The 22,665-nt window shown below is 64.9% G+C and carries 24 protein-coding genes; 12 read left to right on the top strand and 12 right to left on the bottom strand.

Features of this window, described 5'->3' with window-relative positions; translation table 11 throughout:
* Positions 1–152 precede the first annotated feature (152 nt).
* A complete protein-coding gene (locus ACMZ6R_RS11350) occupies positions 153–1,214 on the bottom strand; it encodes a linear amide C-N hydrolase (RefSeq protein ID WP_416111455.1) in 1,062 nt (353 codons plus the stop codon).
* Between the two features lie 163 nt (positions 1,215–1,377).
* Here ACMZ6R_RS11350 and phrB point away from each other — a divergent pair, with 163 nt between their 5' ends.
* From phrB to pgl, 5 genes are read left to right on the top strand one after another with little or no spacing between them, the layout of a single operon-like run.
* Complete coding sequence (gene phrB, locus ACMZ6R_RS11345; RefSeq protein ID WP_416111453.1) at positions 1,378–2,739, top strand: deoxyribodipyrimidine photo-lyase; 1,362 nt, start codon at positions 1,378–1,380, stop codon at positions 2,737–2,739.
* A complete protein-coding gene (locus ACMZ6R_RS11340) occupies positions 2,736–3,467 on the top strand; it encodes a TVP38/TMEM64 family protein (protein WP_416111451.1) in 732 nt (243 codons plus the stop codon). Before phrB ends, ACMZ6R_RS11340 begins: the two co-directional genes overlap by 4 nt.
* A complete protein-coding gene (gene gnd, locus ACMZ6R_RS11335; protein WP_416111449.1) occupies positions 3,464–4,381 on the top strand; it encodes a phosphogluconate dehydrogenase (NAD(+)-dependent, decarboxylating) in 918 nt (305 codons plus the stop codon). The genes ACMZ6R_RS11340 and gnd overlap by 4 nt, the downstream gene beginning before the upstream one ends.
* 3 nt (positions 4,382–4,384) lie before the next feature.
* Positions 4,385–5,932, top strand: coding sequence for a glucose-6-phosphate dehydrogenase (zwf, locus tag ACMZ6R_RS11330; protein WP_416111447.1), 1,548 nt, complete (start codon positions 4,385–4,387; stop codon positions 5,930–5,932).
* Positions 5,929–6,657 (top strand): 6-phosphogluconolactonase, encoded by a 729-nt coding sequence (pgl, locus tag ACMZ6R_RS11325; RefSeq protein WP_416111445.1) that lies wholly within the window; start codon positions 5,929–5,931, stop codon positions 6,655–6,657. The genes zwf and pgl overlap by 4 nt, the downstream gene beginning before the upstream one ends.
* A gap of 207 nt (positions 6,658–6,864) precedes the next feature.
* Here pgl and ACMZ6R_RS11320 read toward each other — a convergent pair whose 3' ends face one another.
* The 4 genes from ACMZ6R_RS11320 to ACMZ6R_RS11305 form a co-directional block, all read right to left on the bottom strand.
* A complete protein-coding gene (locus ACMZ6R_RS11320) occupies positions 6,865–7,449 on the bottom strand; it encodes a hypothetical protein (RefSeq protein ID WP_416111443.1) in 585 nt (194 codons plus the stop codon).
* 129 nt (positions 7,450–7,578) lie between these two features.
* Complete coding sequence (locus ACMZ6R_RS11315; protein WP_416111441.1) at positions 7,579–8,682, bottom strand: LysM peptidoglycan-binding domain-containing protein; 1,104 nt, start codon at positions 8,680–8,682, stop codon at positions 7,579–7,581.
* Positions 8,679–10,028, bottom strand: a complete 1,350-nt coding sequence (locus ACMZ6R_RS11310) for a PP2C family protein-serine/threonine phosphatase (protein ID WP_416111439.1) — start codon at positions 10,026–10,028, stop codon at positions 8,679–8,681. Before ACMZ6R_RS11310 ends, ACMZ6R_RS11315 begins: the two co-directional genes overlap by 4 nt.
* 101 nt (positions 10,029–10,129) lie before the next feature.
* Entirely contained in the window at positions 10,130–11,395 is a 1,266-nt protein-coding gene (locus ACMZ6R_RS11305; protein WP_416111437.1) for a hypothetical protein, read from the bottom strand.
* 88 nt (positions 11,396–11,483) lie between these two features.
* Here ACMZ6R_RS11305 and ACMZ6R_RS11300 point away from each other — a divergent pair, with 88 nt between their 5' ends.
* Positions 11,484–11,786, top strand: a complete 303-nt coding sequence (locus tag ACMZ6R_RS11300) for a cysteine-rich small domain-containing protein (RefSeq protein ID WP_416111435.1) — start codon at positions 11,484–11,486, stop codon at positions 11,784–11,786.
* Between the two features lie 488 nt (positions 11,787–12,274).
* Here the strand turns inward: ACMZ6R_RS11300 and ACMZ6R_RS11295 are convergent, their stop codons facing one another.
* Both ACMZ6R_RS11295 and ACMZ6R_RS11290 read right to left on the bottom strand, forming a co-directional pair.
* Positions 12,275–13,468, bottom strand: coding sequence for a YibE/F family protein (locus ACMZ6R_RS11295; RefSeq protein ID WP_416111433.1), 1,194 nt, complete (start codon positions 13,466–13,468; stop codon positions 12,275–12,277).
* An 83-nt stretch (positions 13,469–13,551) separates the two neighbouring features.
* Complete coding sequence (locus ACMZ6R_RS11290; RefSeq protein WP_416111431.1) at positions 13,552–15,126, bottom strand: alkaline phosphatase; 1,575 nt, start codon at positions 15,124–15,126, stop codon at positions 13,552–13,554.
* A gap of 204 nt (positions 15,127–15,330) precedes the next feature.
* On the opposite strand from ACMZ6R_RS11290, the gene ACMZ6R_RS11285 reads away from it, so the two are divergent.
* Entirely contained in the window at positions 15,331–15,453 is a 123-nt protein-coding gene (locus tag ACMZ6R_RS11285; protein ID WP_416111429.1) for a hypothetical protein, read from the top strand.
* A gap of 112 nt (positions 15,454–15,565) precedes the next feature.
* Here ACMZ6R_RS11285 and ACMZ6R_RS11280 read toward each other — a convergent pair whose 3' ends face one another.
* The gene (locus ACMZ6R_RS11280) at positions 15,566–15,733 is read right to left on the bottom strand and encodes a hypothetical protein (RefSeq protein ID WP_416111427.1); all 168 of its coding nucleotides are present in this window, start codon (positions 15,731–15,733) and stop codon (positions 15,566–15,568) included.
* Between the two features lie 556 nt (positions 15,734–16,289).
* Here ACMZ6R_RS11280 and ACMZ6R_RS11275 point away from each other — a divergent pair.
* Genes ACMZ6R_RS11275 through rbr form a run of 5 tightly spaced genes read left to right on the top strand, consistent with a single transcriptional unit; the run spans position 16,290 to position 19,000 of the window.
* On the top strand, positions 16,290–17,198 hold the full coding sequence (locus ACMZ6R_RS11275; RefSeq protein ID WP_416111425.1) for a hypothetical protein: 909 nt from the start codon (positions 16,290–16,292) through the stop codon (positions 17,196–17,198).
* 14 nt (positions 17,199–17,212) lie between these two features.
* Positions 17,213–17,401 (top strand): hypothetical protein, encoded by a 189-nt coding sequence (locus tag ACMZ6R_RS11270; RefSeq protein ID WP_416111423.1) that lies wholly within the window; start codon positions 17,213–17,215, stop codon positions 17,399–17,401.
* 30 nt (positions 17,402–17,431) lie between these two features.
* Positions 17,432–18,037 carry a redoxin domain-containing protein gene (locus tag ACMZ6R_RS11265; RefSeq protein WP_416111421.1) on the top strand — a complete coding sequence of 202 codons (606 nt, stop codon included), beginning with the start codon at positions 17,432–17,434 and terminating at the stop codon, positions 18,035–18,037.
* Positions 18,038–18,084: 47 nt separating this feature from the next.
* Complete coding sequence (locus ACMZ6R_RS11260) at positions 18,085–18,402, top strand: carboxymuconolactone decarboxylase family protein (protein ID WP_416111419.1); 318 nt, start codon at positions 18,085–18,087, stop codon at positions 18,400–18,402.
* A 22-nt stretch (positions 18,403–18,424) separates the two neighbouring features.
* Entirely contained in the window at positions 18,425–19,000 is a 576-nt protein-coding gene (gene rbr / locus ACMZ6R_RS11255; RefSeq protein WP_416111417.1) for a rubrerythrin, read from the top strand.
* 62 nt (positions 19,001–19,062) lie between these two features.
* On the opposite strand, the gene ACMZ6R_RS11250 is transcribed toward rbr, so the two are convergent.
* The 4 genes from ACMZ6R_RS11250 to ACMZ6R_RS11235 all read right to left on the bottom strand — a co-directional run bounded on the left by ACMZ6R_RS11250 (position 19,063) and on the right by ACMZ6R_RS11235 (position 22,656).
* Positions 19,063–19,470: a lysozyme inhibitor LprI family protein gene (locus ACMZ6R_RS11250; RefSeq protein ID WP_416111415.1), complete on the bottom strand. Its 408-nt coding sequence runs from the start codon at positions 19,468–19,470 to the stop codon at positions 19,063–19,065.
* Between the two features lie 199 nt (positions 19,471–19,669).
* Positions 19,670–20,449, bottom strand: a complete 780-nt coding sequence (locus tag ACMZ6R_RS11245) for a lytic transglycosylase domain-containing protein (protein WP_416111413.1) — start codon at positions 20,447–20,449, stop codon at positions 19,670–19,672.
* A 62-nt stretch (positions 20,450–20,511) separates the two neighbouring features.
* Complete coding sequence (locus tag ACMZ6R_RS11240; RefSeq protein WP_416111411.1) at positions 20,512–22,152, bottom strand: FmdE family protein; 1,641 nt, start codon at positions 22,150–22,152, stop codon at positions 20,512–20,514.
* A 39-nt stretch (positions 22,153–22,191) separates the two neighbouring features.
* Positions 22,192–22,656: a MarR family winged helix-turn-helix transcriptional regulator gene (locus ACMZ6R_RS11235; protein WP_416111409.1), complete on the bottom strand. Its 465-nt coding sequence runs from the start codon at positions 22,654–22,656 to the stop codon at positions 22,192–22,194.
* Positions 22,657–22,665 lie beyond the last annotated feature (9 nt).

The raw sequence follows: 22,665 nt of genomic DNA, 5'->3' as shown, positions 1-22,665 counted from the left end.
TTTTTGAAAAAAGGGTTCCCCTCTCGCGCTCTCCCCTCCCCAAAACTTTTAACGGTGACAGGCTGTTATCGCTAGAAATCTTTGGAAAGGGGGTCCGGGGGGAGAACCTTTCTGCAAGAAAGGTTTCCCCCCGGTTCCGTTTTCAGCCCCTTCTATTGCCCGGGCGTGTACGGCAGGAAGACGAAGGGGGCGGAGGCGACGAACTTGTCCGTCGCGTTCCCGGAATAGAGCTGTCCGTCCGTCAGGGTCAGCTTCCTGACCGCAGCGCCCTTGGTGAAATCCAGATCCGCCAGCTTGACCCAGAAAAGCGAGGGGCTGGTGGCGCTGTCGAAGAAGTAGATCAGGTCCTTCTGGTCGCTGAAGGTGCGCCACCGGGTGGGGGAGATGTTGGGCTGTCCCGGGTCCGAGACCCCAAGCGGCACGGACACGGTGCGCAAGACGCCGACAATCCCGGCCAGGGCCTCCCGGGCGTCGGCGGTCTGGGGCAAAAGTCCCAGGTAATAGGAGGCGCGCACGAACCGGTCCGCCGCCCGCGCCGTGCCCGGCAGAAAGGCCCGGCCGCCCACGGTGTTCCAGTAAGTATTGAGCGCCAGCTGCTGGTCGAAGGTCGGGGAATTGGTCATCACCTGATACTGCCGGCCGTGGTGGATGACGAGCTTGCCGCCCACGTATTCGAGGATGGCCGAATCGCCGCTGGCGTCCGACAGCGACAGATGCAGGGCGGACGCCTTGCCATTGGGCAACGCCGGGGCCACGATGACGAACGGCTCCGGGGCCAGCGCCTTGACCGCCTCGGCCACGGTGGCGAAATTGTCCAGGACGTACTGGGCCCAGGTGCCGATGTTGAGAAGCTTTTTCCCCTTGGCGGGCGTGCCGTACTCGGACTCGGCCAGATAAAGCAGATTGGCCGCGAGCCCCTTTTCGTTCAGGCCGTCGGCCGTGCCGACATCGTAACCCGAAGCCACGACGCTGCCATACTTCGACGTCCAGGTCACGGAGCTCGGCCCGGCCGCGCCGTCCCGGGCCATGCCCCGGGGAAAGACCCAGAGATTGGATTTGATGTCCTCCGACCAGTCCATGGACCGGCCGGTGATGACCATGCCGTCCTTGCCGAGGTACACGGCCCGGGTGCAGGCCCGCGCCCCGGCGGGAACAAGCAGAATCAACGCCGTGACCAGTACGGCCACGGTCAGATGCAACATGGTATTGTCCACCGTGTAACGACCTCCGGTTTGAAATTGAGCCACCCGGCAGCGTCCGATGGCGACGGGCGGATACGAGTTTCCCACCCTACTGCAAGAGACAATCACGGAGCAAGGCTGATCGACATTCGCCGGCCGGCTTGCCTTGATCCCCCCGACGGCCTACAAGGGGAAAATGCAGGTCCATCCCGCCCGCATCCGTTCCCTGGCAAGCCCGCCCGGACGTTCCGGGACCGTTGTCTATTGGATGAGCCGCGATCAGCGCGCCGCCGACAACTGGGCTCTGCTCCACGCCGCGTCCCTGGCCGGGGAGACCGGCGCGCCGCTTGTCGTGGTTTTCGCCCTGGCCCCCGCCTTTCCCGACGCGACCAACCGCCATTATGCCTTTATGCTGGCGGGGCTGGCCGAAACCGAGGCGGCACTGCGCGCCCACGGCATTCCGCTGGTCGTGCCCATGGGCGATCCGGGCCTGACGGTGCCGGCCTTTTTGCACACCGTGGACGCCGGCGTCTGCGTGACGGATTTCGATCCGCTGCGCGTCAAACGCCTCTGGAAGGCGGCCGTGGCCGTGGCCTCTCCGGCCGCCCTCGTCGAGGTCGACGCCCACAACGTGGTGCCCTGTTTCCTCGCCTCGCAAAAACGCGAATACGCCGCCGCCACCCTGCGCCCGAAAATCCACCGCCTGCTGCCCGAATTTTTGGAACCGTTTCCCGCGCTGCCGTCGTTTCCGGCCGGAAACCTGGACGGTTTCGCGCCCGTCGACTGGCGGGCGGCCGCCGCCTTTGTCCAGGGCGTCCCGTCCGTGCCGCCGGTTACGGGCATCGTCCCCGGGAGCGCGGCCGCGACGGGCGGCCTGGACGGTTTCCTCCGCGACCGCCTGGAGGGCTACGCCGCGCGCCGCAACGACCCCAATGCCGGGGGCACCTCCGGCCTCTCGCCGTATTTCCACTTCGGCCAGCTCGCGCCCCAGCGGGCGGCCCTGGCCGCAAGCGCGGCCAGGACGCGCGCCAAGGAAGACGCGGACGCGTTTTTGGAGGAGCTTGTCGTGCGCCGGGAACTGGCCGACAACTTCTGCCTCTACGAACCCGAGTACGACCGCTTCGAGGCCCTGCCCGAGTGGGCCCGAAAGACCCTGGCCGCCCATAGCGCCGATCCCCGGCCGTACCTCTACGACCGTGAGACCTTTGCCGCCGCCGCCACGCACAGCGCGCTTTGGAACGCGGCCCAGCGGCAGCTCGTGCGCGAGGGCCGCATCCACGGCTACCTGCGCATGTACTGGGCCAAAAAAATCCTGGAATGGTCGGGCACGCCCCGGGAGGCCCTGGAAACGGCCCTTTCCCTCAACGACCGCTTCGCCCTGGACGGACGCGACCCCAATGGCGTGGTCGGGGTGCTCTGGTCCGTCGGCGGCCTGCACGACCGGCCCTGGGCGAACCGCCCCGTCTATGGCCAGGTGCGGTACATGAACGAACGCGGCTGCCGTCGCAAATTCGACGTGGACGCCTACGTCGCCCGCTATCCGGAGAACACAGCATGACCGCCAAAACGGCTGGCAAGCTTTTCCTGGTCATCCTGGTCGGAGCCGCCATCGCCGTCTTCTTCGGCCTGGGGCTTGAGCAATATCTGACCCTCGACAACCTCAAAGCCTCACGGGAAACGCTGGGCACGGCCTACGCCGCCGCCCCGGCCCGCTTTCTGGCCGCCTATTTCGGGCTCTACGTCCTGGTCGCGGCCCTAAGCCTTCCCGGGGCCACGGTGCTGACCCTGGCCGGCGGGGCGTTGTTCGGCTTCTGGATCACCCTGCTCGTGGTTTCCTTTGCCAGCACCATCGGGGCGACCATCGCCTGCGCCCTGGCCCGCTTTCTTTTCCGCGACGCCATAACGCGCCGCATCGGCGGCCGCGTTGCCGCCGTCGACGCCGGCATCGCCAGGGAAGGCGCGTTTTACCTGTTCACCTTGCGCCTGATTCCCCTGTTCCCCTTTTTCGTCATCAACGCGGCCATGGGGCTCACCGCCCTGTCGCTGCGCACCTTCTACGTCGTGTCCCAGCTCGGCATGCTTCCGGGCACGGCGGTCTACGTCAACGCCGGCACCCAGCTCGGCAAGCTCACGTCGCTTTCCGGCATTCTCTCGCCGACGCTCCTGGTTTCCTTTGCCCTGCTCGGCATCTTTCCCCTGGCGGCCAAAAAGGCCGTCGCCTTCGCCCGCGCCCGACGAGCGCAAACGGCCCGCAAGGGCGCAACCACTCCCGGAGAAACACCATGAAAATCGGCATGATCGGCCTTGGACGCATGGGGCTCAACATGGCCAGACGACTGGTTCGCGGCGGCATCGAAATCGTCGCCTACAATCGCACCGTCAAAAAGGCCGAGGATTTCGCAGCCGAGGAAGGCAGGAACGCCGCGGCGGCCCGGACCATGGCCGAACTGGTCAAAATGCTCCCCGCCCCGCGTGTGATCTGGCTCATGCTCCCGGCCGGCGGCCCCACCGACGAGCACGTGGACGAACTGCTGCCGCTGCTCTCCCCGGGCGACACCATCGTCGACGGCGGCAACACCATGTACCGCGACGACCTGCGTCGGCACAAAGCCGCCGGAGACAAGGGCATCCGCTACTGCGACGCCGGCGTCAGCGGCGGCATCTGGGGTCTGGCCGAGGGCTACTGCATCATGATCGGCGGCGAACCCGAGGTGGTCGGCCCCATAAAGCCCGCCCTGGACGTGCTGACCGGTCCCGGCGGCAACCTGCACACCGGCCCCATCGGCTCCGGCCACTTCGTCAAGATGGTCCACAACGGCATCGAGTACGGCATGATGCAGGCCTATGCCGAGGGCTTCGAGATCCTGGCCGCCTCGCAGTTCGGCGAGGACCTGGATTTCCCGGCCATCTGCGACCTGTGGAACCACGGCTCGGTGGTGCGTTCGTGGCTTCTGGAGCTGGCCCAGCGCGCCTTTACCGAAGATCGCCGGCTGGAATCCCTCAAGCCCTACGTGGACGACTCGGGCGAGGGTCGCTGGACGGTCAATGCCGCCGTGGAAACGGCCGTGTCCGCCCCGGTCATCACCATGGCGCTTTTCGAGCGGTTCCGCTCGCGCCAGGATAACTCCTTCCAGGACCGGGTCCTGGCGGCGCTGCGCAACCAGTTCGGCGGCCATGCCGTCAAAAAGCGGGAGGAGTAATACATGGCCGACGCTCCCACGCCGGGCGTGGCCGAGGTCGTCCTCGGCCGGCCCAAAAATCCCTTTCCCGAGGCGGCCTGCCGCTTCGACGCGGTGGAAGAACCGGTCACCATCATCATTTTCGGCGTCACCGGCGATCTGGCCGGCCGCATGCTCATGCCGGCCCTGGCCGCCCTCTACGAGGGCGGCAATCTCTCGGAAAACTTCGCCGTGGTCGGGGCCAGCCGCACCGACCTAAACGACGATTCCTTCCGCGAGCGCATGCGCCAGTCCATCGAAACCCACGGCTCCCTCCCCCCCGGCCAATGGGAAAAACTGGCCCCGCGCCTGACCTACCGGCAGGTGCACTACGACGACCCGGCCTCGTTTGCCATGCTGGCCGAGTACCTCGACGGGATGTGCGAAGCCTCGGGCCTTGGCGGCAACCGCGTCTTCTACCTGGCCGTGCCGCCCACAGCCTACGAGGACATCGCCGTCAACCTGGCCAAGGCCGGGCTGGCCGAGGAAACCAAGGGCTATTCCCGGCTGGTCATCGAAAAGCCTTTCGGCCACGATCTGGCCACGGCCCGGGTGTTGGAACAGGCGCTGCACACCCGGTTCTCCGAACACCAGATTTTCCGCATCGACCATTATCTGGCCAAGGAAACGGTGCAGAACATCCTGATGCTGCGCTTTGCCAACGCCATTTTCGAACCGGTCTGGAACCGGCGCTACGTCGATTACGTCAGCATCATGGCCGCCGAGTCCATCGGCGTCGAACACCGCGCGTCGTACTACGACCATTTCGGCGTGCTGCGCGACATGTTCCAGAACCACATGATGCAGCTGCTCTCGCTTTGCGCCATCGAGCCGCCGTCGCTTTTCGAGGCGGAACTCGTACGCGACGAAAAGACCAAGGTCTTCCGGGCGTTGCGCCCCTTCAACGAACACGACCTGCGCGAAAACCTCGTCCTCGGCCAGTACGCCTCGGGCGTGGCCGGCGGCGAACGCGCTCCGGCCTACCTCGACGAGGAAGGCGTGCCCGGGGATTCGTCCACGCCCACGTTCGCCGCCATGAAGGTCTACGTGGACAACTGGCGCTGGCAGGGCGTGCCGTTCTACATGGTTTCGGGCAAGCGGCTCGCCGCCAAACGCACGGAAATCGCGGTCCAGTTCAAGCCCGTGCCCTATTCCATGTTCCGGGAAATCTTCGGCGACCACATCAAGGCCAACCGGCTGACCCTGCGCATCCAGCCCGACGAGCAGGTGAGCCTGACCTTCCAGGCCAAGGCCCCCGGCCCCATGTGCCTGCGCTCGGTGACCATGAACTTCAACTATTACCAGGGCTACGAAGGCCCGTCCCTGTCCGCCTACGCCAAGGTGCTGCTCGACTGCATGCTCGGCGACCAGACGCTTTTCTGGCGACAGGACGGGGTGGAACTGTGCTGGAAATTCCTGGCCCCCATGCTCGGCGAGACCGACCCCGACCGACTTTTTCTCTACAAAGCCGGCTCCTGGGGACCGCAGGAGGCCGGAAAGTTCCTCAAGGTCCACGGGTTGGCGGCATCATGACCGCCCGGATGGAAACCTTCCCGAACCCGGCCGCCATGACCGAAGCGGCCCTGGCCTATCTGACGAACGCGGCGCGGGAATCGGCGGCCGCCCGGGGCCGGTTCGTCCTGGCCCTGTCCGGCGGCTCGACCCCGCTGCCGCTCTATGAGGCCATGGCCCGGCAGGGCGTTGGCGCACCATGGAAGGACACGCTTTTTTTCTTCGGCGACGAGCGCCTCGTGCCCGTGGGTGATCCGCGCAGCAACTTCGGGGCAATCTCGCCCATCCTCTTCACCCCCGCCCCCCTTCCGGTCGACAACATCCGGCCCATGCCCGTGGAAATCACGCCGTCCGCCGTCGCGGCCGCGGCCTATGAGGAGGAAATCCGCCAGGCGCTTGGAACCGACCCCGAAACGATCCCGCGCTTCGACCTGATCCTGCTCGGCATGGGCCCGGACGGACACACGGCCTCCATCTTCCCGGGCGGCCCTGTGGTCGCGGTCCGCGACAAACTGGTCGCCGACGCGCCCCCCCCGACCACGGCAACGCCCCGGGTGCCCCGGCTGACCTTCACCCTGCCCCTTATAAACGCCGCCAGACGCGTGCTCTTTCTGATCACGGCCAAGGGCAAGGAACAGGCGCTTACGCAAGCCCTGGCCGACACGCCTGACCCGGCCGTGCCGGCGTCCCTCGTGCGCCCGCAGAATGGAGAACTGGTCTGGATGATCGACGAAGCAGGGAAGTAAGAGAGGAAGTAGGAGAGGAGAACAAAGCGTGCGAGAGGGGAAACCCTTTTGTAAAGGGTTCTCCCCTCTCGCGCTCTCCCCTTCCTAAACTTTACAACTTGTCGGTCGGTATCGCCTGACACACCCCGTTAAAGTCTTTTGAAGAGGGGCCCGGGGGGAAACTTTTCTACAGAAAAGTTTCCCCCCGGTCGCTTTTTCAAAATGATTCTATTTGGAATAGATGGTGGAGTAGTTGCCGAGCATGCTCATGTAGAAGTCCGAGGAGTCGTCGCTGCTGGTCAGCTGGTTCAGGTAGGCGGCGTAGCCGTTGGTGCGCAGCATCGAATTGGCCTGGCTCGCGGACATGGAGTTGAGCGTGGTGGTGTTGGAGGCCAGGGTGCCGAAAGCCTCGGTCAGCACGTCCGTATCGGCAAAAAGCTTCTCGATGGCTTCCTTGTCCGGGTGGTCGTTGGTGACGACCACCTTGCCGTCGGCGTCTTGGGACAGGGTGATCGTCTGGCTGGTATCCACGCCCAGGTCCGAAAACTTGGCGGCCAGGGTGTTGGTGAGCTGCTGCTGGAGCGCCTTATTCTGCGACTTGAGCTTGAGGATGGGGCTCATATACTCGGAATTGTTTCCGGAAAGCGCCTTGGCCACGGCCGACCAGGTGGCGGTGTCGGTATCCGACGCGCCGCTGTCGCAGGTCGTGGTGGTGGAGGAGGCGGAACCGGAAGCGACCGCCGCGCCGCTTCCCTTGCTCGAATTGATCTGTAACAGATTGCTGAGGCTGTCGTAGCTGGTGCTGATGTCCATGGCGCCCTCCTTGGCCGCCCTGGAGTATGCAAAAGGGGTGCCTGGAAAATATTGCCGTCCCACCGCCAAACAAAAAGCCGGGAAGGAACCCCCTCCCGGCTTGCATAACGTCACGTTGGCGGCGTCGGACTACTTTTTCTCCGTCACCCGGCTTTGCTCGCCCACGATCTTGTAGGTGTCGCCGGACGGATGCAGCAGGAAGGTGAAGACCGCCTTGCCCTGCACGCCCTTGTCGCCCTTTTTGACCGCAAATGCCGAAGGCACGATCACACGCAGGTCGCCGTTTTTGAGCTTCTGCACGGACGCCGTGCCCGGCTCATAGTGCCGCTCGGGCCAGCGGGCGAAGTATCCCGCCTTGTCCTGGCGCACGACATCCTTTCCGCTCTTGCCCTTTTTATAATAGTCCACTTTGTCGGCGTAATAGTCGAGCAGGCCGTTGATGTCGCCCGAGGCGCTCTTGGTGAAGTAGCCGGTCACGATGTCGGCCACGGCCGGCGGCACGGACTGGGCCGCGGCCTGCCCGCCGTTGCCGGAAGGAATGGTCAGGGTGGCCCCGGCTTCCAGATGGTCGGCGTTCTTCATGTCGTTGGCCTCCATGAGCGCCTTGACCGACACGTCGAACTTCTTGGCGATACGTGTGAGCGTGTCGCCGCGCCCCACGGTATAGGTCATGCCGGGGGTCGACGGCACCTCCACGGACACGCTCCCGGCGGCCGGGGCGGCAGGTTGTTTCGCCGGGGCCGGAGCCGGGGCGGGCGCGGCCGGGGCGGCGGCTTCGGACTTTTGCGGCTCGGCCGGCTTGGCCGGTTCCGGAGCAGTAGCCGCAGGCGCGGCCGGGGCCGCCGGGGTGGGCGTCGCCTCGGCCTTCTGCGGCTCGGCCGGCTTGGCCGCGTCAGCCGGTTTGGCCGCGTCAGCCGGCTTCTGCTCTCCGGCGGGCTTTGGCTGTTCGGCCGGTTTGGCCGGCGCGGGGGCGGCGTCGAGCTTCTTGCCGGCAGCCCGGGCCTCGCGCAGCCGCTGGTATTCCTTTTCATCCAGGGTGCCGTTGCGGTCGGCGTCGGCAGCCAGAAATTCCTCGACGGTCATGTCCGGGAACGCCACGATGAGTTCCTCGAAAATGATCTTGCCGTCCTTGTTGTAATCGACCTTGGAAAACGCCTGCGGGTCTTCCTTGCTGCACCCGCTGGCGATGAGTCCCAGAAGGATCGCCACAGTAAGCGCGCGACCGTATCTCATGACACCTCCTTTTTGCCGGCGCCAGGCGCCGTCTTGACCACGACAAGGGTCACGTCGTCATGACGCGGCATCCCCGCGAGAAACGCGTCCAGATCCGCAAGCACCGCATCGACCACCGACCGGGCATCCCCGGACGCGCCGCGCGCGATCGCCTGACGCAGCCTCGCCTTGCCATACATCTCGCCCGAAGCGGCCCTGGCCTCCCAGATGCCGTCGGTGCCAAGAACCAGCACGGCCCCCTCGGGCAGGGGCCGCAGCACATTTTCCTCATATGTCCAGCCGGCGTCGATGCCGAGCGGAATCCCACGACCGCCGACCTCGGTAAAGGTGTCCCCGGCCGGATCGTAGAGCAAGGCCGGATCGTGCCCGGCCCGCACCGAGCGCATGACGCCCGCCGCCGGATCGATCTCCAGCAGGAAAAACGTCATGAAGCGACCGGAATCGCCCATGTCGCAGGTCAAAAGCCGGTTGACGTCGCCGACGATGGCGGCCGGGCCGCCCGGAGCGAGCAGCCGGGCGCGCAAGAAGGCCCGCACCGAGGTCATGAGCAGCGCCGCCTGGATGCCGTGCCCGGTCACGTCGCCAACAGCCACGAAAAAACGCTCCGGCCCGCCGGCTGCCGCCGGTCGCCGCATGAAATCATAGTAATCGCCGCTGGTGGCGTCGCAGGACAGGCTCGCGCCGGCCAGGTCGAACCCCGGCACCAACGGCACCCCCTGGGGCAGCAGGCTTTGCTGCACGCCCGCGGCCACCTCCATGTCGAACTCCATGCGCTGCTTGGCCAGCGCCTCGCCATGCAGCCGGGCATTGACGATGGCCACCGCCGCCTGGGCCGCCAACAGCGAAAACGTCTCCACCTCGTCACGGGTGAAAACCCCGCCCCCGGCCCTGTTGATGCACTGGGCCACGCCGATGACCCGCCCCCGGTACAAAAGGGGCACACAAGCCATGGACCGCGTCCGGTAGCCCGTCAGGCGATCGACATCGGGATTGAAGCGGGGATCGTCATAGGCGTCGACAAGAAGCACCGACTCGGCCCGCGCCGCCACCCAGCCGGCCACGCCCTCGCCCGGGGCCAGGCGAAAGCCCCCGCGCAGGTCCTGGCAGGCCGGCCCCTGGGCCACGGTGAAGATGAGATCGCCCTGGCCGGGCCCGGGCGTCTCGTCCACCAGCAGCAGGCTGGCCGCCTCGGCCGAAAGCGCCTGCCGCGAGGTGGTCATGATGCGTTCCAACACCTCGGAAAGATCCAGCGATTCCGTGACCAGGCGCGACAAAGCGAAACACCGCGTCAACGCGGCCACACGGTCGGAGAGCCGGCCGGCATTCTCGCCCGCCGCTTCGGTCATGCTGTATTCCTCGGCTGCATGGCTCCCCTTCTACATGAAAAGCAAGGCCGGGGCAAAGTGGGGAAAACGAAAATTCAGCCGCGCGCGACCGAATTTCCGCCTCAGTCAAGCAGGGCGATGGCCGTGGTCTTCTCGTCGCGGAACCGGGACTGGACCGCCTCGCGCACCCGCTTGTTGTGGCGGAAAAACTTCTGGCCCCGAATCCGGTAGACCTCTTCGATTACAGCTTTGTCAAAATCCTGACGACCGGCCGTTCCCTCGGCCTTGTCGATGGCCTGGGAAAAAATCCGCTCCGCCCCGCCCGGCCCATGCTGCACCGCCGTGCTCCACAGTACCTCGCGCAAGGCATAGGACCGCTTGGTCACATCCACGCCCGTGGTCAGCACAATGCTCTTGGCGGCCGGGGCATAACTGCTCGAACGGATGAACTCGTGCTGCATGGCCTCGAATCGTTTGGGATCGGAAGCCGCGATCTGCTTCCAGACGGTCGGCATGCGCCCGGTCCTCCCCCCGGTGTCGGCCGAGCCGGCGGCCTTGAGGCGCGTCGCCAGATCCGGCGCCTTGTCCTCCAGAAATTTAATGAAAGAACCCATGGTTCCGGTCTTGGAGGCAATCTGATACTGGCCGTAGGACGTGCCGCCGCGACGGTCGTAGCCGATGCAGTCGATCTCGCAGTTGGACTCGTACTGGGCGCTTAAACGGCCGGCCTTGAATTGGAGCGTCGAGGGCAGCACCTTGCGCGTGGCCTTGGCCACATCCTTGGCCGCCTCCACCCGGGACGTTTCGGCCAAAATGTTCTCCGCCCCGGCCGCGGCCAAGAGCAGTTCCTCCTCGCGCGGCGTGAACCCGCCGCCCTCGGATGTCGCCACAGTCCGGCCCAGATGGCCGAGATCGTCGGGATGCCGCGAGTTGGGATTGACCGCCATGCGCACCGAGGATTTGTCAACGACCCGACGCACGCTGGAACCGCCCTTGGGCGCGGCCGGCGGCGCGGCGGACTTGGTCTCGGCAGCCGCCTGCTGCATGGCCAGCCGAGACAGCGTGGCCAGGGCGCTGCCCTGAAACTTGTCCAGGCCGCCCTCCCCTCCCGTCAATCCCTTGGCGCCGCTATCATAGCCCAGCATGGCCAACGCCGCGTCCTCATCGGAAGATCCCTTGCCGGTAAGCATCTCCATGCCCGTAATCATGTTCTCCCGGGAAATCACAGGCTTGTCCGATTTACCAACCTCACCGTTGATCCCGTAGCCGCTTTGCAGCATGGTCTCGAACACGCGGGGATCCTTGCCGATCTTGGCCGTCCCCGGCACCCGGGATGCCGCATTCTTGAAGATGTCCCCTGCGGCGGAATTTGTGGTTTCTATGGCCATGCGGATATCCCGTTTTTCGCAATTCAGTGAAACGTGAACCAGCGGCTGCAAACCCCGTGCCTCCCCCGCAGCCCCTCCGGAGCCCACCATGCAACACAGCCATCGCTTTTTCCAAAATACCGCCTGTCAGTACTTCCCCTGCCACCCGGGAGCCGATCCCGAAACCTTCAACTGCCTGCTGTGCTTCTGTCCGCTCTACTTCCTTAAAAACTGCGGCGGCGACTGCGAAATGCGCCAGGGCGTCAAGGACTGCACCCCCTGCCTGCGGCCCCACCGCCCCGAAGGCTACGACGAGATTCTGGACAGGCTGCGCCAGGAAGCCGCCGCCCGGCGTCAGGCCTGGCAGGCGGAGCAAAAGGAGGAGGAGGAGAAGGCGCGGGCGGACGAATGAATGAACTGGGGCGCTGCCCCAGACCCCGCCGGGGGACTTGATGTCCCCCGGACCCCCTTTTACCGGGTTGGGATGGCGGGTGGAAGGAAGGTTGGAGGGAGGTATCGTTCGGCGTCGGACGCCGAACGTTTGTCGCCGCAATCGGCCCGGCGGCACGAGGCGCTTCGCGCCTCGACGCCGGACACAATTGCGGCGACAACCACGCCAGCGGCGAAGCGCCGCATTTTAAGAAAAGACAAGTGCTCTAAATGTCGCCCCAAAGGGGCGACTGGCGTGGTGGAGGCGGAATTTGCTTGGGACGAGCCTGCCGCGAAGCGGCGGCACCGGCCCGACAAATTCCGCCTCCATCTTCTCCACACTCCGCCTTACCGCCGGCCATCCCCTCCCCCGCCCAGTCAAAGCACACCGGACGGGGGGTCCGGGGGGCCCATGGCCTCCCGGCGGGGCCCGGGGCAGCGCCCCGGTTCCTCCCCAGCCTCCTGCGCCAACTATCGTCGCAGCAGCAGCGCGCCGGCGATGGCGGTGAGCGGCGCGGCGGTGACGAGGCCGAAGCTGCCGACGAGGGTGTTGGCGATTTCGGCGGCGACGTGGGGCATGGTGGCGACATTTACGAGCGGCACGCCCTGGGCCATGAAGACCATGAGGAGCGCGAGGCTGCCGCCGCAGTAGGCCAGGAGCAGGGTGGTGGCCATGGTGCCGACCACGACGCGGCCGACGCGAAATCCCGACAGGCACAGGCGGCCGGGGCCGATGCCCGGGTTATGGGCGACGACTTCGGCCTGGCTGGCGGCCACGTCCATGGCCACGTCCATGATGGCGCCGCTGGCCCCGAGGCAGATGGTGGCCAGGAACATGCGGCCGAGATTCAGGTGCGCGTAGCCGGTGTAAAGAAGCGTTTCGGCGTAGGGTTTGACCGCGCCGGGCAGGGCGAAGCCGGGGGCGGTGGCCAGGGCGAGCAGGCAGGTGACGGCCACGCCGGCCAGGGCGCCGAGGTAGGCGGCGAGCGAGCGCCGGCCGACGCCGCCGACGAGGAAGATGATGGCGGCCATGAGCACGGCCAGCACGCAAAGGGTCACGAGCATCGGGTCATAGCCTTTGAGAAAAAGCGGCACCAGGATCTTCCACAGGAGCAGCGCCGCGAAGAGGAAGGAAAGCACGGCCTTGATGCCTGTCCAGCCGGCGTAAAGGGCCAGGAACAGGGCAAAAATGCCGAGCAGCAGCCCTTGCAGCCCGAGCCGCCAGTGATCCTTGGCCACGGCCGAGACGATCTTGCCGTCACGCAGTGACAGCACGAGCAGGGCCGTTTCTCCCGGGGCGAAAATCTTGTCGAGTTCGAGCTTGCCGAGCAGGATGTTGTCGGCGGTAATGTGTTGCCCGGCAAAGGGGCCGGACAGCGGCACGGCGGTGACGCGCTGTTCGCCTTCGCGCACGATGCCGTATTGGTGCACGTGGGCGTTGTCCACGTCGAGGATGCGGGCCTTGACCTGCACGGCGTCGGTGGGGAGCCTGTTTTCGAAGCCGGTGGGCCAATAGAGCAGGGCCACGGTCAGGGCGGCGAAAAGCGCAACCAGCAGCGCATCGCGCCGGTCGATCCGGGCGAGCAAGCGCCGGAGGAGATTCCCGGAAGCAGCCGGCGAGGCCGTTTCCTTTGGCGCTTCCGGCCGGGGGGACTGATGTTCCATGGTGAGCGATTCCTTGAAAAAAGAACCGTGAGGCGACCCGAAGGCCACCCCACGGTTGCGATGGGACGGGGTATGGCGACGGGCTAGTTGCTGGCCACGGCCTTCTGGCCCATGGCGGCCATGATCTTTTTGGCCACGTCGGTGTTGTCGTAGTAGCCGGAGAAGGCCTGGGAACCGGGGCCCATGGCCGAGGTCACGACGGGCACGCCGGTGTGGGAGTAGCTGGTCCAGCCGATACCGGCCTTGTTGTCCAGGATGTGGGTGAGGGTCACGGCCAGGGGCTCGTAACCGCCGTAGGCCCGGTAATCCATCTCGTCCTCGGACTTTTCCTTTTCGCCCTTCATGCTGCGGGTAAAGGCGGCCTTGACGGCGTCGAGCTCGTAGTCGCGCAGGTACAGGCCATGCGGGTCGGCCGGAGAGGTATGGCTCGAGGAGTACTTGACGGGATTTTTCTTCATGGTGTCCAGCTCTTCGGCGGTGGGCACGATAAGCCCGAAGCTCTCCTTGATCAGGGGCACCACGTCCTCGAACCTGGCATCCGCAACGTTGTGGGCCTTCTTGTACTCGGTGAGCTTCTTGGAGAAGTCCTCGAAGGAGACCTTCTGGTCTTTGAGGTACTGGTAGTAGTTGCCGTAGCGGGTGCCGGCGAAACCGAGGGTCAGGCCGCCGCACTCATGGTCGCCGGTGACGACGATGAGGGTCTCGTTCGGGTGCTGCTGGGCGAACTTGACGGCCTCGGACACGGCGGCGTCGAAGGCCAGGGTGTCCTCGATGGAGGCCAGGGCGTCGTTGGCGTGGCAGGCCCAGTCGATCTTGCCGCCCTCGACCATCATGAAAAAGCCCTTGGGGTTATCGAGCTGGCTGATGCCCTTGGCGGTGAATTCGGCCAGGGACAGGCCCTTCTTGTCGCCGTCCAGGGCGTAGGGCAACGCCTTGTCCCGGTCGAGTTCGGCGTTGATGGCCACGAGCTTGGCGCCGGGCCTGACGTCCATGATGTCCTTACGATCGATGGCCACGGTGTAGCCGGCCTTTTTCATGACTTCCAGGGCGTCGGGCTTGTCGCCTTCCTTTTTGGACTTCTTGCCGGCGGGGTCCTTGAAGCCGCCGCCGCCGAAGTAGTCGAAGCCGCTTTTGGCCACGTCCAGGGCGATCTCGTAGTAATTGTTGCGGCTGGGCTGGTGGGAGTAGAAGCAGGCCGGGGTGGCGTGGTCCAGGGAGACGCTGGAGACGACGCCGACCCTCATGCCCTTGTCCCGGGCCATTTCGGCCATGGTGGCCACGGGCTTTTTGTCCTTGTCGACGCTGATGGCCCCGTTGGTGGTCTTGAAGCCGGTGGCCAGCGCCGTGCCGGCCGCGCCGGAGTCGGTGATGATGGAATTGAGCGAATAGGTGCTGGTCAGGCCCTGGACCGGCATCTTGTCCATGGCCAGCTTGACGACGCCGGGCTTGCCGTCGCCGTCCTTGGCGGCCAGGTAGTACTCGGCGGCGCTGCGCTGGGGCATGGCCATGCCGTCGCCGATGAAATAGAAGACATACTTCGGCGCGGCGCCGGAATCGGCCCGGGCCGCGACAGCGGACAGGAAAAGCAGGGCCAGGAAGATCCAGGCCACGCGATTGATGGAAGCCGCCGCGAACGGCGGCAGGACATAGCGGCGCATCTCGGTTACCCTCCGTTAAGTAATGACCAGTGCGGCATACCCTGGGCTTTGTGACGGCCGCGTGCCGGCCCGGTTGCAATTGCGGCAGGGAACGGGTTTGCGCGCGAGGGGCAACAAACCGGAATCGTTGACCGAAAAAAACGTTGCACTAGAGACTGTAGGGGAAAAACAAAAGGAACGGCATCATGGAGTACGCGCGACTGGGTGAGCATACGCGTTGCGTGCGGGCCGGCGAACGCCTGGACAGGACCGTCGGCGGGCTGCGAGGACGCGGCGGACATCATCGCCGACCTGGGACAGGCCCTGGACGCGGCCGGCATTGCCTGATCCCGGCGGCGCGCTGGAGGAAGGCAGGCGCGACAAGGCGGCAAGCGCTACCGGGAGGCGACTTTTTTCGAAGAACGCAGACGTCTGTTTTACGGCTCGAAGACGCGCGCAACTAGTCCAGGAGGTGCCGTCGCAACAGTTCGCGTTCCTTGTAGCGATCGAAATCGAAAAAGGCGGAGGAACGGTTGCGCTTGATCCTGAAGCGGATGAAGGAGCACAAAAGCGCCACATCCACCACCAGGATGACCGCGATGATCCACTTCACCGTTGGCGTAAACATCGTCTCCTCCCCCATCCGGAAATGAACGGCTTCCCGTGGCGGCTCCCTGTCGCCCCGTACCTTCTCCAGCAAAAATCTCTTCCAGAAAATTCCTCGATAATATCTGAAATGTTGCATGCATAAATAGTCAGGCAGCCAACTTTGACTATGCAAAATCGCCATTATGCGCCATGCAACCGACAAGCATTACTGCAACCATGGTATATTTTTCATTTAACGCAAAACAAATCGACTACTTTGTCCAAAATATTTCAATAATTTCAAGGCATATTTTTTAGCGCCATAATTTATCGTAAAAAACAAGCCCCCCCCTCATGTCTGCAACAGTCCCGGAGGCGGGAACGCCATGTGTACTTCTTATGCGCTGCGGACGGCTCCATAACAAGAGCCTTTTCCTGGGTTTTTGGACACAGAAAGCACCAGAAAACCGAAGCCTCCGGGGCTTGCCCGGAATCATACATACATCCAACTGAAAATATAAAGGAATCCTGGCTGGACAGGACATTGTGATTCTGTCAGAAAAATAAAAAATACCAGACAACCGGATGCCGCTGTCATGGGCAATGCCATCACGACAGGCCGACCGGCCAAAGCGCGCAATCGTGCCGCCGGGGAGCACCTGCGCCTCGCCTTGCGGATACTGGGCAAGACCTGGCGTAAAAACACCAAGGACCCCGACCACGTCCTCAACTGGAAGGCGTGGACCACGCTTGGCCTGCCTCGAAGCGCCACCACCATTGACGCCGACATCCGACAGGGTGTTCCGCTGGAACGCCTGGCTGCCTATGCCCAGTGCCTCGGGCTGCCCCAACGGCATTTCGGGTCGCCGCAGACTGACATCCGCGCCCTGCTGGCGCTGTCCGGGCAGGCCCGGTCCGCCTGGGACCATGCCCCGACTCCGGATTTCGGGGCCGTGTTCAAGGACGAGTACCGCGCCTACAACGCGCCGCATTCCATCGGCAGGCTTTTCGCGCTTATCGGCGGCGTCTACCGCGTCCACTACGGCCTGTCCCATTCCAGGCACATCCACCACTGCGCCTTCTGGCTCCACACCCAGGAGGAGCACCGCATCCTGGGCCGGGGATTTTTCGTCATCTTCGGTCTGGAGAACCCATTCACCAGCATCACCTACCGCTGGCACAACAACCTCCACACCCACTACCTCTGCGACAACCACAAGGAATTCGGCCACATCATCCTGCCCGACCCCCTGCGCCACAACCTGATCGCCCGGCGCGCCCCCTTCTGGCTTTCGGGCAGCGGCGTGACCGACAGCGGTCTGGCCGACAACGCGCCAACGACTGTCGTCCTGCGCATGGAAAAACGTCCCACTTCGGACCAGGCCGCCTGCGAGGACTTATGGGAAAGGGAATGCGCCGCCGTGCGCAAGCGCCCCTTCACAAGCCGGGACGAGCCCGATTTCGCCGCCCTTCACGACGCACTGGCGCCCCAGACCGCCGATTGACGACGCCCCGGGCCGTGCGGCGACCGTTTTTTTCCGACGCGGCCTTCGACGTGCACAGCCAGGTCGGGCAGGTGGGAACGCCCTTTTTCTACATCCTGAAAAAGAAGCCCCGCAGCGGTTACGTCGTGCTCCAGGCAAGCCTTGGCGCATTCGGCGCCCCGGCCGACTACCTCGCGGCGCTCACCCGGGCGGCCGGCCTGTAAGCCATAACGCTTCGTAAGGAAAACCCCTCCATGCGCATCGCATCGCTGCCGTTTGTCCTGGCCCTCCTGCTCGCCGCGCTTCCCGCCATGGCCGCAACTGACAGCGCGGGCGTGCCGGCCAACCACATCTACCCGGTGGGGCATCTCGCCCCCACGGACAGCCGACTCGCCGTGGCCGTGGGCCAGCCCATGCCCGACTTCGACCTGCCGGGCATAGACGGTTTGCGGGTGCGACTTTCGGACTACAAGGGCAGGAAAAACCTGGTCATTTCCTTTGTCCCCGCCGCCTGGACGCCGGTATGCTCGGGCCAGTGGCCGGGCTACAACATCGCCAAGGAGGCCTTCGAGGCCAATGACACGGCCCTTGTGGGCATAAGCGTCGACAACATCCCCACCCTTTTCGCCTGGACCCGCGAGATGGGCGGCTTGTGGTTCCCCGTGGCCTCGGACTTCTGGCCCCATGGCGGCCTGGCGGAAAAACTTGGCATCCTGCGCTCCGACGGCGTGGCCGAACGGGCTCTTTTTCTGGTGGACAAAAACGGCATCATCCGCTTCATTGATGTCCACGATATCAATACCCGTCCCGACCTCGGCGTGCTGCTTAGCGCCATGAAGCGCCTGCAGGCGGGCAACTGACCGCACAACAGGCCACGCCCGAAGCCGTGCCGGAAAGGAGCAAGGTCATGGCGGAAGCCTCGCTGCCCAGGCATTACCAGATGCTTGCGCGCAACTATCCCGCATTCATGTCGGCCCTTGACGGCCTGTCCAAGGCGGCGCGCCAGTGCGGCCCCCTGGACGAAAAAACCATCCAGCTCGTGCAGATGGCCGCCGCCGCCGCCCGAGGGGCGGAAACGTCCGTGTCCAGCCACGCCCGCCGCGCCCGCCGGGCTGGGGCCCAAAACGAGGAAATCTGCCAGGCCCTGCTTGTCCTGGCCCCGACCATCGGCTTTCCCGCCACGGCCGCCGCGATCAAGTGGGCGGAAAAATACCTGGACGAATGACAAACCACAGTGTGGAGGTTCCATGAAATCGCTTAAAGGTTCCAAAACCGAAAAAAACATCCTGACCGCCTTCTCCGGCGAGTCCCAGGCCAGAAATCGCTACACCTACTTTGCCTCGAAGGCGAAAAAGGAAGGCTACGAGCAGATCGCCGCCATCTTCACCGAAACCGCCGACCAGGAGAAGGAACACGCCAAGCGCCTGTTCAAGTACCTGGAGGGCGGCGAGGTCGAGATCACGGGCGTCTTCCCGGCCGGGGTCATCGGCGACACCATGGCCAACCTGCGCGAGGCCGAGGGCGGGGAGTCCTACGAGGAAAACGAGATGTACCCCTCCTTCGCCGCCGTCGCCCGCGAGGAAGGCTACACCGAAGTGGCCGTCACCTTCGACAACATCGCCAAGGCCGAGGGCTTCCACAAACGCCGCTACGGCGCGCTCGCCGACAACATCGAAGCCGGCAGGGTATTTACGCGCGAAGGCAAGGTCGTGTGGCGCTGCCGCAACTGCGGCTTTCCCATCGAGTCCGACCACGCTCCGGACAAGTGCCCGGCCTGCGAACACCCGCAGGCCTACTTCGAGATCGCTCCCGAGAACTGGTAAAATAAAACGCCGGGGGGCATTGGCCCCCCGGCGATCCTGTCTCGTTTCCCTACGCCCGGGACTTATCTGACCGGGTAGCTTCCCTCGCAGCCTTCCCCTTCGGGCACGCCGTCGCGCCAGGGCGCAAGTTCGGCCGTGCGCTTGCGGGTCAGTTCGGCCAGCGCATTGCAATAACAAAGATTATACATCGAACCGTAGGCCATGGCCTTGTCCTCGGCCGGATAGCGGGCGGCGAGTTCGGCATCCCGAAACGTTATCCAAGACCGCTGGGCGATCTTCAATTTTCTGATAAAGACCGGATCGTCCTTGTTCTTTTGCAGGATGGCGGCGTAGGCGGCATTGAGCGCGGCATCGGCTTTTTTGGCCGCGTCGCAGTCGGTGGCATTCATCTCCATCTGGGTCTGGGCGCGCACGCCGGTAGCGGAGAACGCCAACACGGCAAACAGGAACGCGACGACGAAAAAACGCATGGGACCTCCCAAGGACGCCTTCCAGGGACCGATGCCGATCCTGGCGACAGATTCAATATATTCCCTGTTACAAACGCCATACGGAAACAGACCACAGCGACAGGCCCCAAGGATGCCTGCCTTCCGGCAAACGGTGTTTCTTCAGTATGCTTATTACACGTAACACGCCGCTTTCGCAAATGGAATATAACAATCGGCACTACCGCTTCTTCTTCGTTTTGTGCCGGCCGGCCGCGGAAACGGGCTTCTTTTGAGCGGCCAGCCCGGGATGGCTTTCCTGGAGCATGGCGTAGCGGGTCATGATCCGGGACACGTAGTTCTGCGTCTCCGGAATGTTGGGGATGCCGCCCGAGCGGGCCACGGTCTCCGGCCCGGCGTTGTAGGCGGCGAGCGCCAGGGGCAGGGTGCCGAACCGGGCAATGAGCGCGCGCAGAAACTTCGCGCCCGTGGCCACGTTGCGTTCCGGGTCGAAGGGATCGGCCACGCCGAAGGTGGCCTGGGTCTCGGGCATGAGCTGCATGAGCCCGGCCGCGCCCTTTTGCGAGACGGCATGGGCCGTAAACCGCGATTCCTGCTCGATGACGGCGTAAAGCAGCTCCGGAGCCAGACCGTAGGCCCGGCTTTTGGCCCGCACCAGGTCGATAAGCGGCCCGGATTCGATGACCGGCGGGTAGCCGGAAGGCCCGAGCGGCGCGGAGCCCATGCGCACATAGGCCCGGGTGGCGTCGCGTATCCAGGCCTCGTTGCGGTTTTGCGCCACCGCGCCCAGGGCATGGATGCGTTTTTTAATGGCCGGAAAGCCCATCTTGGGGTCGGTCGGCCCCTGGTAGAGCAACACGGCATGGACATCCTGCTTTTCCTCGCTCAAATGCACGATGCCGTACTCGTCCTCGTAGCCATACAGCGTATAGGCGTAGGATCGAAGCGGCAGGAAAAGCAGGGCCCCCCAGAAAAGGGAGGCCGGCAGGGATCGTAACATCGCGCCTCCGGCGGATTCGCCATCCTCCCATAGGACGGCGCATCCGCACGGTCAAGGGGCGGCTAGCCGAAGGGACATTTGGGGTAGGTGCAGGCCCGGCAGGACAGGCACATGGCCCCTTCGGCCATGGCGGCCAGATCGCGGCGGGTCGGCCGCAGCCCGGCCAGCACCCGGGGCAACAGCAGATCGAAGCTGGTGGTGCGGTGAAAAAGCGCGCAGGCCGGCACGCCGATGACGTCGGCGTCGCCGATGCGCCCGACCAGCGCCATGGCCCCGGGCAGCACCGGCATGCCGTGCACGGCATCGGCCAGTCCGGCGTCGTCGAGGCCGAGACGCGTGACGTCGTCCGGGTCCACGGACAACCCGGCCGTGGTGATGATGAGATCGGCCCCGGCGGCGAGCAGCTTTTTAACGCCGGCGGCCACGGCCCCACGGTCGTCCGGGACCTTCTCGGCGGCCACGACCGTGCCGGAAAGCGCCTCAACCTTGGCCCGCACCACGGGCTCGAACTTGTCCTCGATAAGCCCGGAAAAGACTTCCGTGCCCGTGACCAGCACGCCCGCCCTGGCCTTTCGGATCGGCCGCACCACGAAAAGCGGCCCGGCCTCGAGCACATGCATGGCGGCGGAAAAGACCCGGCGCGGCAGGTAGAGGGGAATGGCCCGGCAGCCGGCCACGGCCTTGCCCGCCTCCACCACCAGGTTGGCCTGCCGGCTGGCGCACATGACGCCCTCGACGAGGTTGAAGGCGACCAGACGCTCCTTGTCCAGGGTGAGCAGGCCGTCGTTTGCGGCCAGCAGCTCCACCTTGCCCTCGCGCGGCGGTCCGGAGGTCACGATGCCCGGACCGGCCATGGCCTCGGCAAAGGCCAGACCGGCCTCGTTTTCATGGACAAAGGCACCGTCCGGCTCGGAAAGGTCCTCCACGTAGACCCGGTTCTTGCCCATGGTCTGGAGCCGACAGACGTCGCCGGCGCTGATGGCGGCCCCGGCGGAAAATTCCACGCCCTTGGAACTGCCGGGCACGATGCGGGTCATGTCATGCAGCACCCGGCGGCCGGCCGCTTCGCCGACCGGCACGGCGCGAAGCCTTGGCGACTCGTTTTCCCGGATATAAGGCGCCTCGCCGGCGCAGCCCCGGCAGATGGCCCCGTCGGCGGTGGGGTAGCCCTCGCCGCACACCGGGCAGACGCCGATGGCCCCCATGTGGGGCTTGGCCACGAAGTCCGGACGCGCCCGCACCCTGGCCACCCGGCAAAGCGAGCGGGCCCCGGCCTTGATCTCGGCGAAGAGCCGCTCCCGGTTCTGTTCCTTTTTCGGCTTGGTCTTGAGGTACCAGGCGTGGATTTCCGGCCACGCCTTGAGATGCTCGGGATCGAGCCAGACGCGGTAGCCCTCGCCCGTGAGCTTGTCGTAAAGGGACAGGGCGTAACGGCCGAGGTTCAGGACCCGCATCCAGCCGTTGCCGTAGCTCGGGGGGGTGAGGATCTGGACCGCGTCGGGCAGGCATTTCTTCGTCTCGACCACGGCGTCGAAAAGGATGCCCTCCGGCAGAAAGGACCTGGCCGCATCCACCATGAAACCGCCGACAATGAGTCCCGGCGCGGGGTTGCCGTGGAACGCGGCAGCGACTTCCAAAAATCGCTCAAACGTATACGGACCGATCGAGCTGTCCTCGACCGCTTTTTCATGCAGTTGTGCCATGGTGACCTCGTGCCGCGAAGCGGCAATGGAAGGAGAGACTCAGGAAACGTTGTGATAGACGCGGTTGAGCAGATCCTTGAGCGTGGCGACTTCCTGGGCGGAGAGCCCCTGGCAGGCGCGCTCGTGGCAGGTGGAGCCCAGTTCGAGCAGACGGTCCTTGATGGTCCGGCCGGCCTCGGTCAGCAGGATTCTGTGGCTGCGTCGATCCTTGGGGTCGGGCTGGCGCACGACATAGCCTCTGTCTTCCAGAATTTGCAGCAAGCGGGTGACGTTGGGTTTGTCCTTGTCGGCGCGACGAGCCAGTTCCACCGGGGTCTGGCCATCGGATTCCCACAGCAGATTCAGGATGCCCCATTGGTCCACCGTAAGTTCCTCCCCGGCCTCCTGCAGGATGGTGTTGCCGAGCAGGCGCAGCTTAAGTGCCGTGCGCACCAGGAGAAACCCGATGGATTGGCGCAGGGGGAAGGGACACAGTTCGTCCCGGGTTGGCGGTGTGGCGTCCATATATGTTTA

This window comes from Solidesulfovibrio sp. C21 (assembly GCF_047785625.1).
Taxonomy (GTDB): domain Bacteria; phylum Desulfobacterota; class Desulfovibrionia; order Desulfovibrionales; family Desulfovibrionaceae; genus Solidesulfovibrio.
Note: the sequence above shows the minus strand (reverse complement) of the source record. Positions and strands in the feature narration are given on the sequence as shown.

Excerpts from the sequence above, each read along its gene's own strand:
- phrB (WP_416111453.1), top strand. The coding sequence starts at position 1,378 with ATGCAGGTCCATCCCGCCCGCATCCGTTCCCTGGCAAGCCCGCCCGGA.
- ACMZ6R_RS11340 (WP_416111451.1), top strand. The coding sequence starts at position 2,736 with ATGACCGCCAAAACGGCTGGCAAGCTTTTCCTGGTCATCCTGGTCGGA.
- gnd (WP_416111449.1), top strand. The coding sequence starts at position 3,464 with ATGAAAATCGGCATGATCGGCCTTGGACGCATGGGGCTCAACATGGCC.
- zwf (WP_416111447.1), top strand. The coding sequence starts at position 4,385 with ATGGCCGACGCTCCCACGCCGGGCGTGGCCGAGGTCGTCCTCGGCCGG.
- pgl (WP_416111445.1), top strand. The coding sequence starts at position 5,929 with ATGACCGCCCGGATGGAAACCTTCCCGAACCCGGCCGCCATGACCGAA.
- ACMZ6R_RS11320 (WP_416111443.1), bottom strand. The coding sequence starts at position 7,449 with ATGGACATCAGCACCAGCTACGACAGCCTCAGCAATCTGTTACAGATC.
- ACMZ6R_RS11315 (WP_416111441.1), bottom strand. The coding sequence starts at position 8,682 with ATGAGATACGGTCGCGCGCTTACTGTGGCGATCCTTCTGGGACTCATC.
- ACMZ6R_RS11310 (WP_416111439.1), bottom strand. The coding sequence starts at position 10,028 with ATGACCGAAGCGGCGGGCGAGAATGCCGGCCGGCTCTCCGACCGTGTG.
- ACMZ6R_RS11305 (WP_416111437.1), bottom strand. The coding sequence starts at position 11,395 with ATGGCCATAGAAACCACAAATTCCGCCGCAGGGGACATCTTCAAGAAT.
- ACMZ6R_RS11300 (WP_416111435.1), top strand. The coding sequence starts at position 11,484 with ATGCAACACAGCCATCGCTTTTTCCAAAATACCGCCTGTCAGTACTTC.
- ACMZ6R_RS11295 (WP_416111433.1), bottom strand. The coding sequence starts at position 13,468 with ATGGAACATCAGTCCCCCCGGCCGGAAGCGCCAAAGGAAACGGCCTCG.
- ACMZ6R_RS11290 (WP_416111431.1), bottom strand. The coding sequence starts at position 15,126 with ATGCGCCGCTATGTCCTGCCGCCGTTCGCGGCGGCTTCCATCAATCGC.
- ACMZ6R_RS11280 (WP_416111427.1), bottom strand. The coding sequence starts at position 15,733 with ATGTTTACGCCAACGGTGAAGTGGATCATCGCGGTCATCCTGGTGGTG.
- ACMZ6R_RS11275 (WP_416111425.1), top strand. The coding sequence starts at position 16,290 with ATGGGCAATGCCATCACGACAGGCCGACCGGCCAAAGCGCGCAATCGT.
- ACMZ6R_RS11265 (WP_416111421.1), top strand. The coding sequence starts at position 17,432 with ATGCGCATCGCATCGCTGCCGTTTGTCCTGGCCCTCCTGCTCGCCGCG.
- ACMZ6R_RS11260 (WP_416111419.1), top strand. The coding sequence starts at position 18,085 with ATGGCGGAAGCCTCGCTGCCCAGGCATTACCAGATGCTTGCGCGCAAC.
- rbr (WP_416111417.1), top strand. The coding sequence starts at position 18,425 with ATGAAATCGCTTAAAGGTTCCAAAACCGAAAAAAACATCCTGACCGCC.
- ACMZ6R_RS11250 (WP_416111415.1), bottom strand. The coding sequence starts at position 19,470 with ATGCGTTTTTTCGTCGTCGCGTTCCTGTTTGCCGTGTTGGCGTTCTCC.
- ACMZ6R_RS11245 (WP_416111413.1), bottom strand. The coding sequence starts at position 20,449 with ATGTTACGATCCCTGCCGGCCTCCCTTTTCTGGGGGGCCCTGCTTTTC.
- ACMZ6R_RS11240 (WP_416111411.1), bottom strand. The coding sequence starts at position 22,152 with ATGGCACAACTGCATGAAAAAGCGGTCGAGGACAGCTCGATCGGTCCG.
- ACMZ6R_RS11235 (WP_416111409.1), bottom strand. The coding sequence starts at position 22,656 with ATGGACGCCACACCGCCAACCCGGGACGAACTGTGTCCCTTCCCCCTG.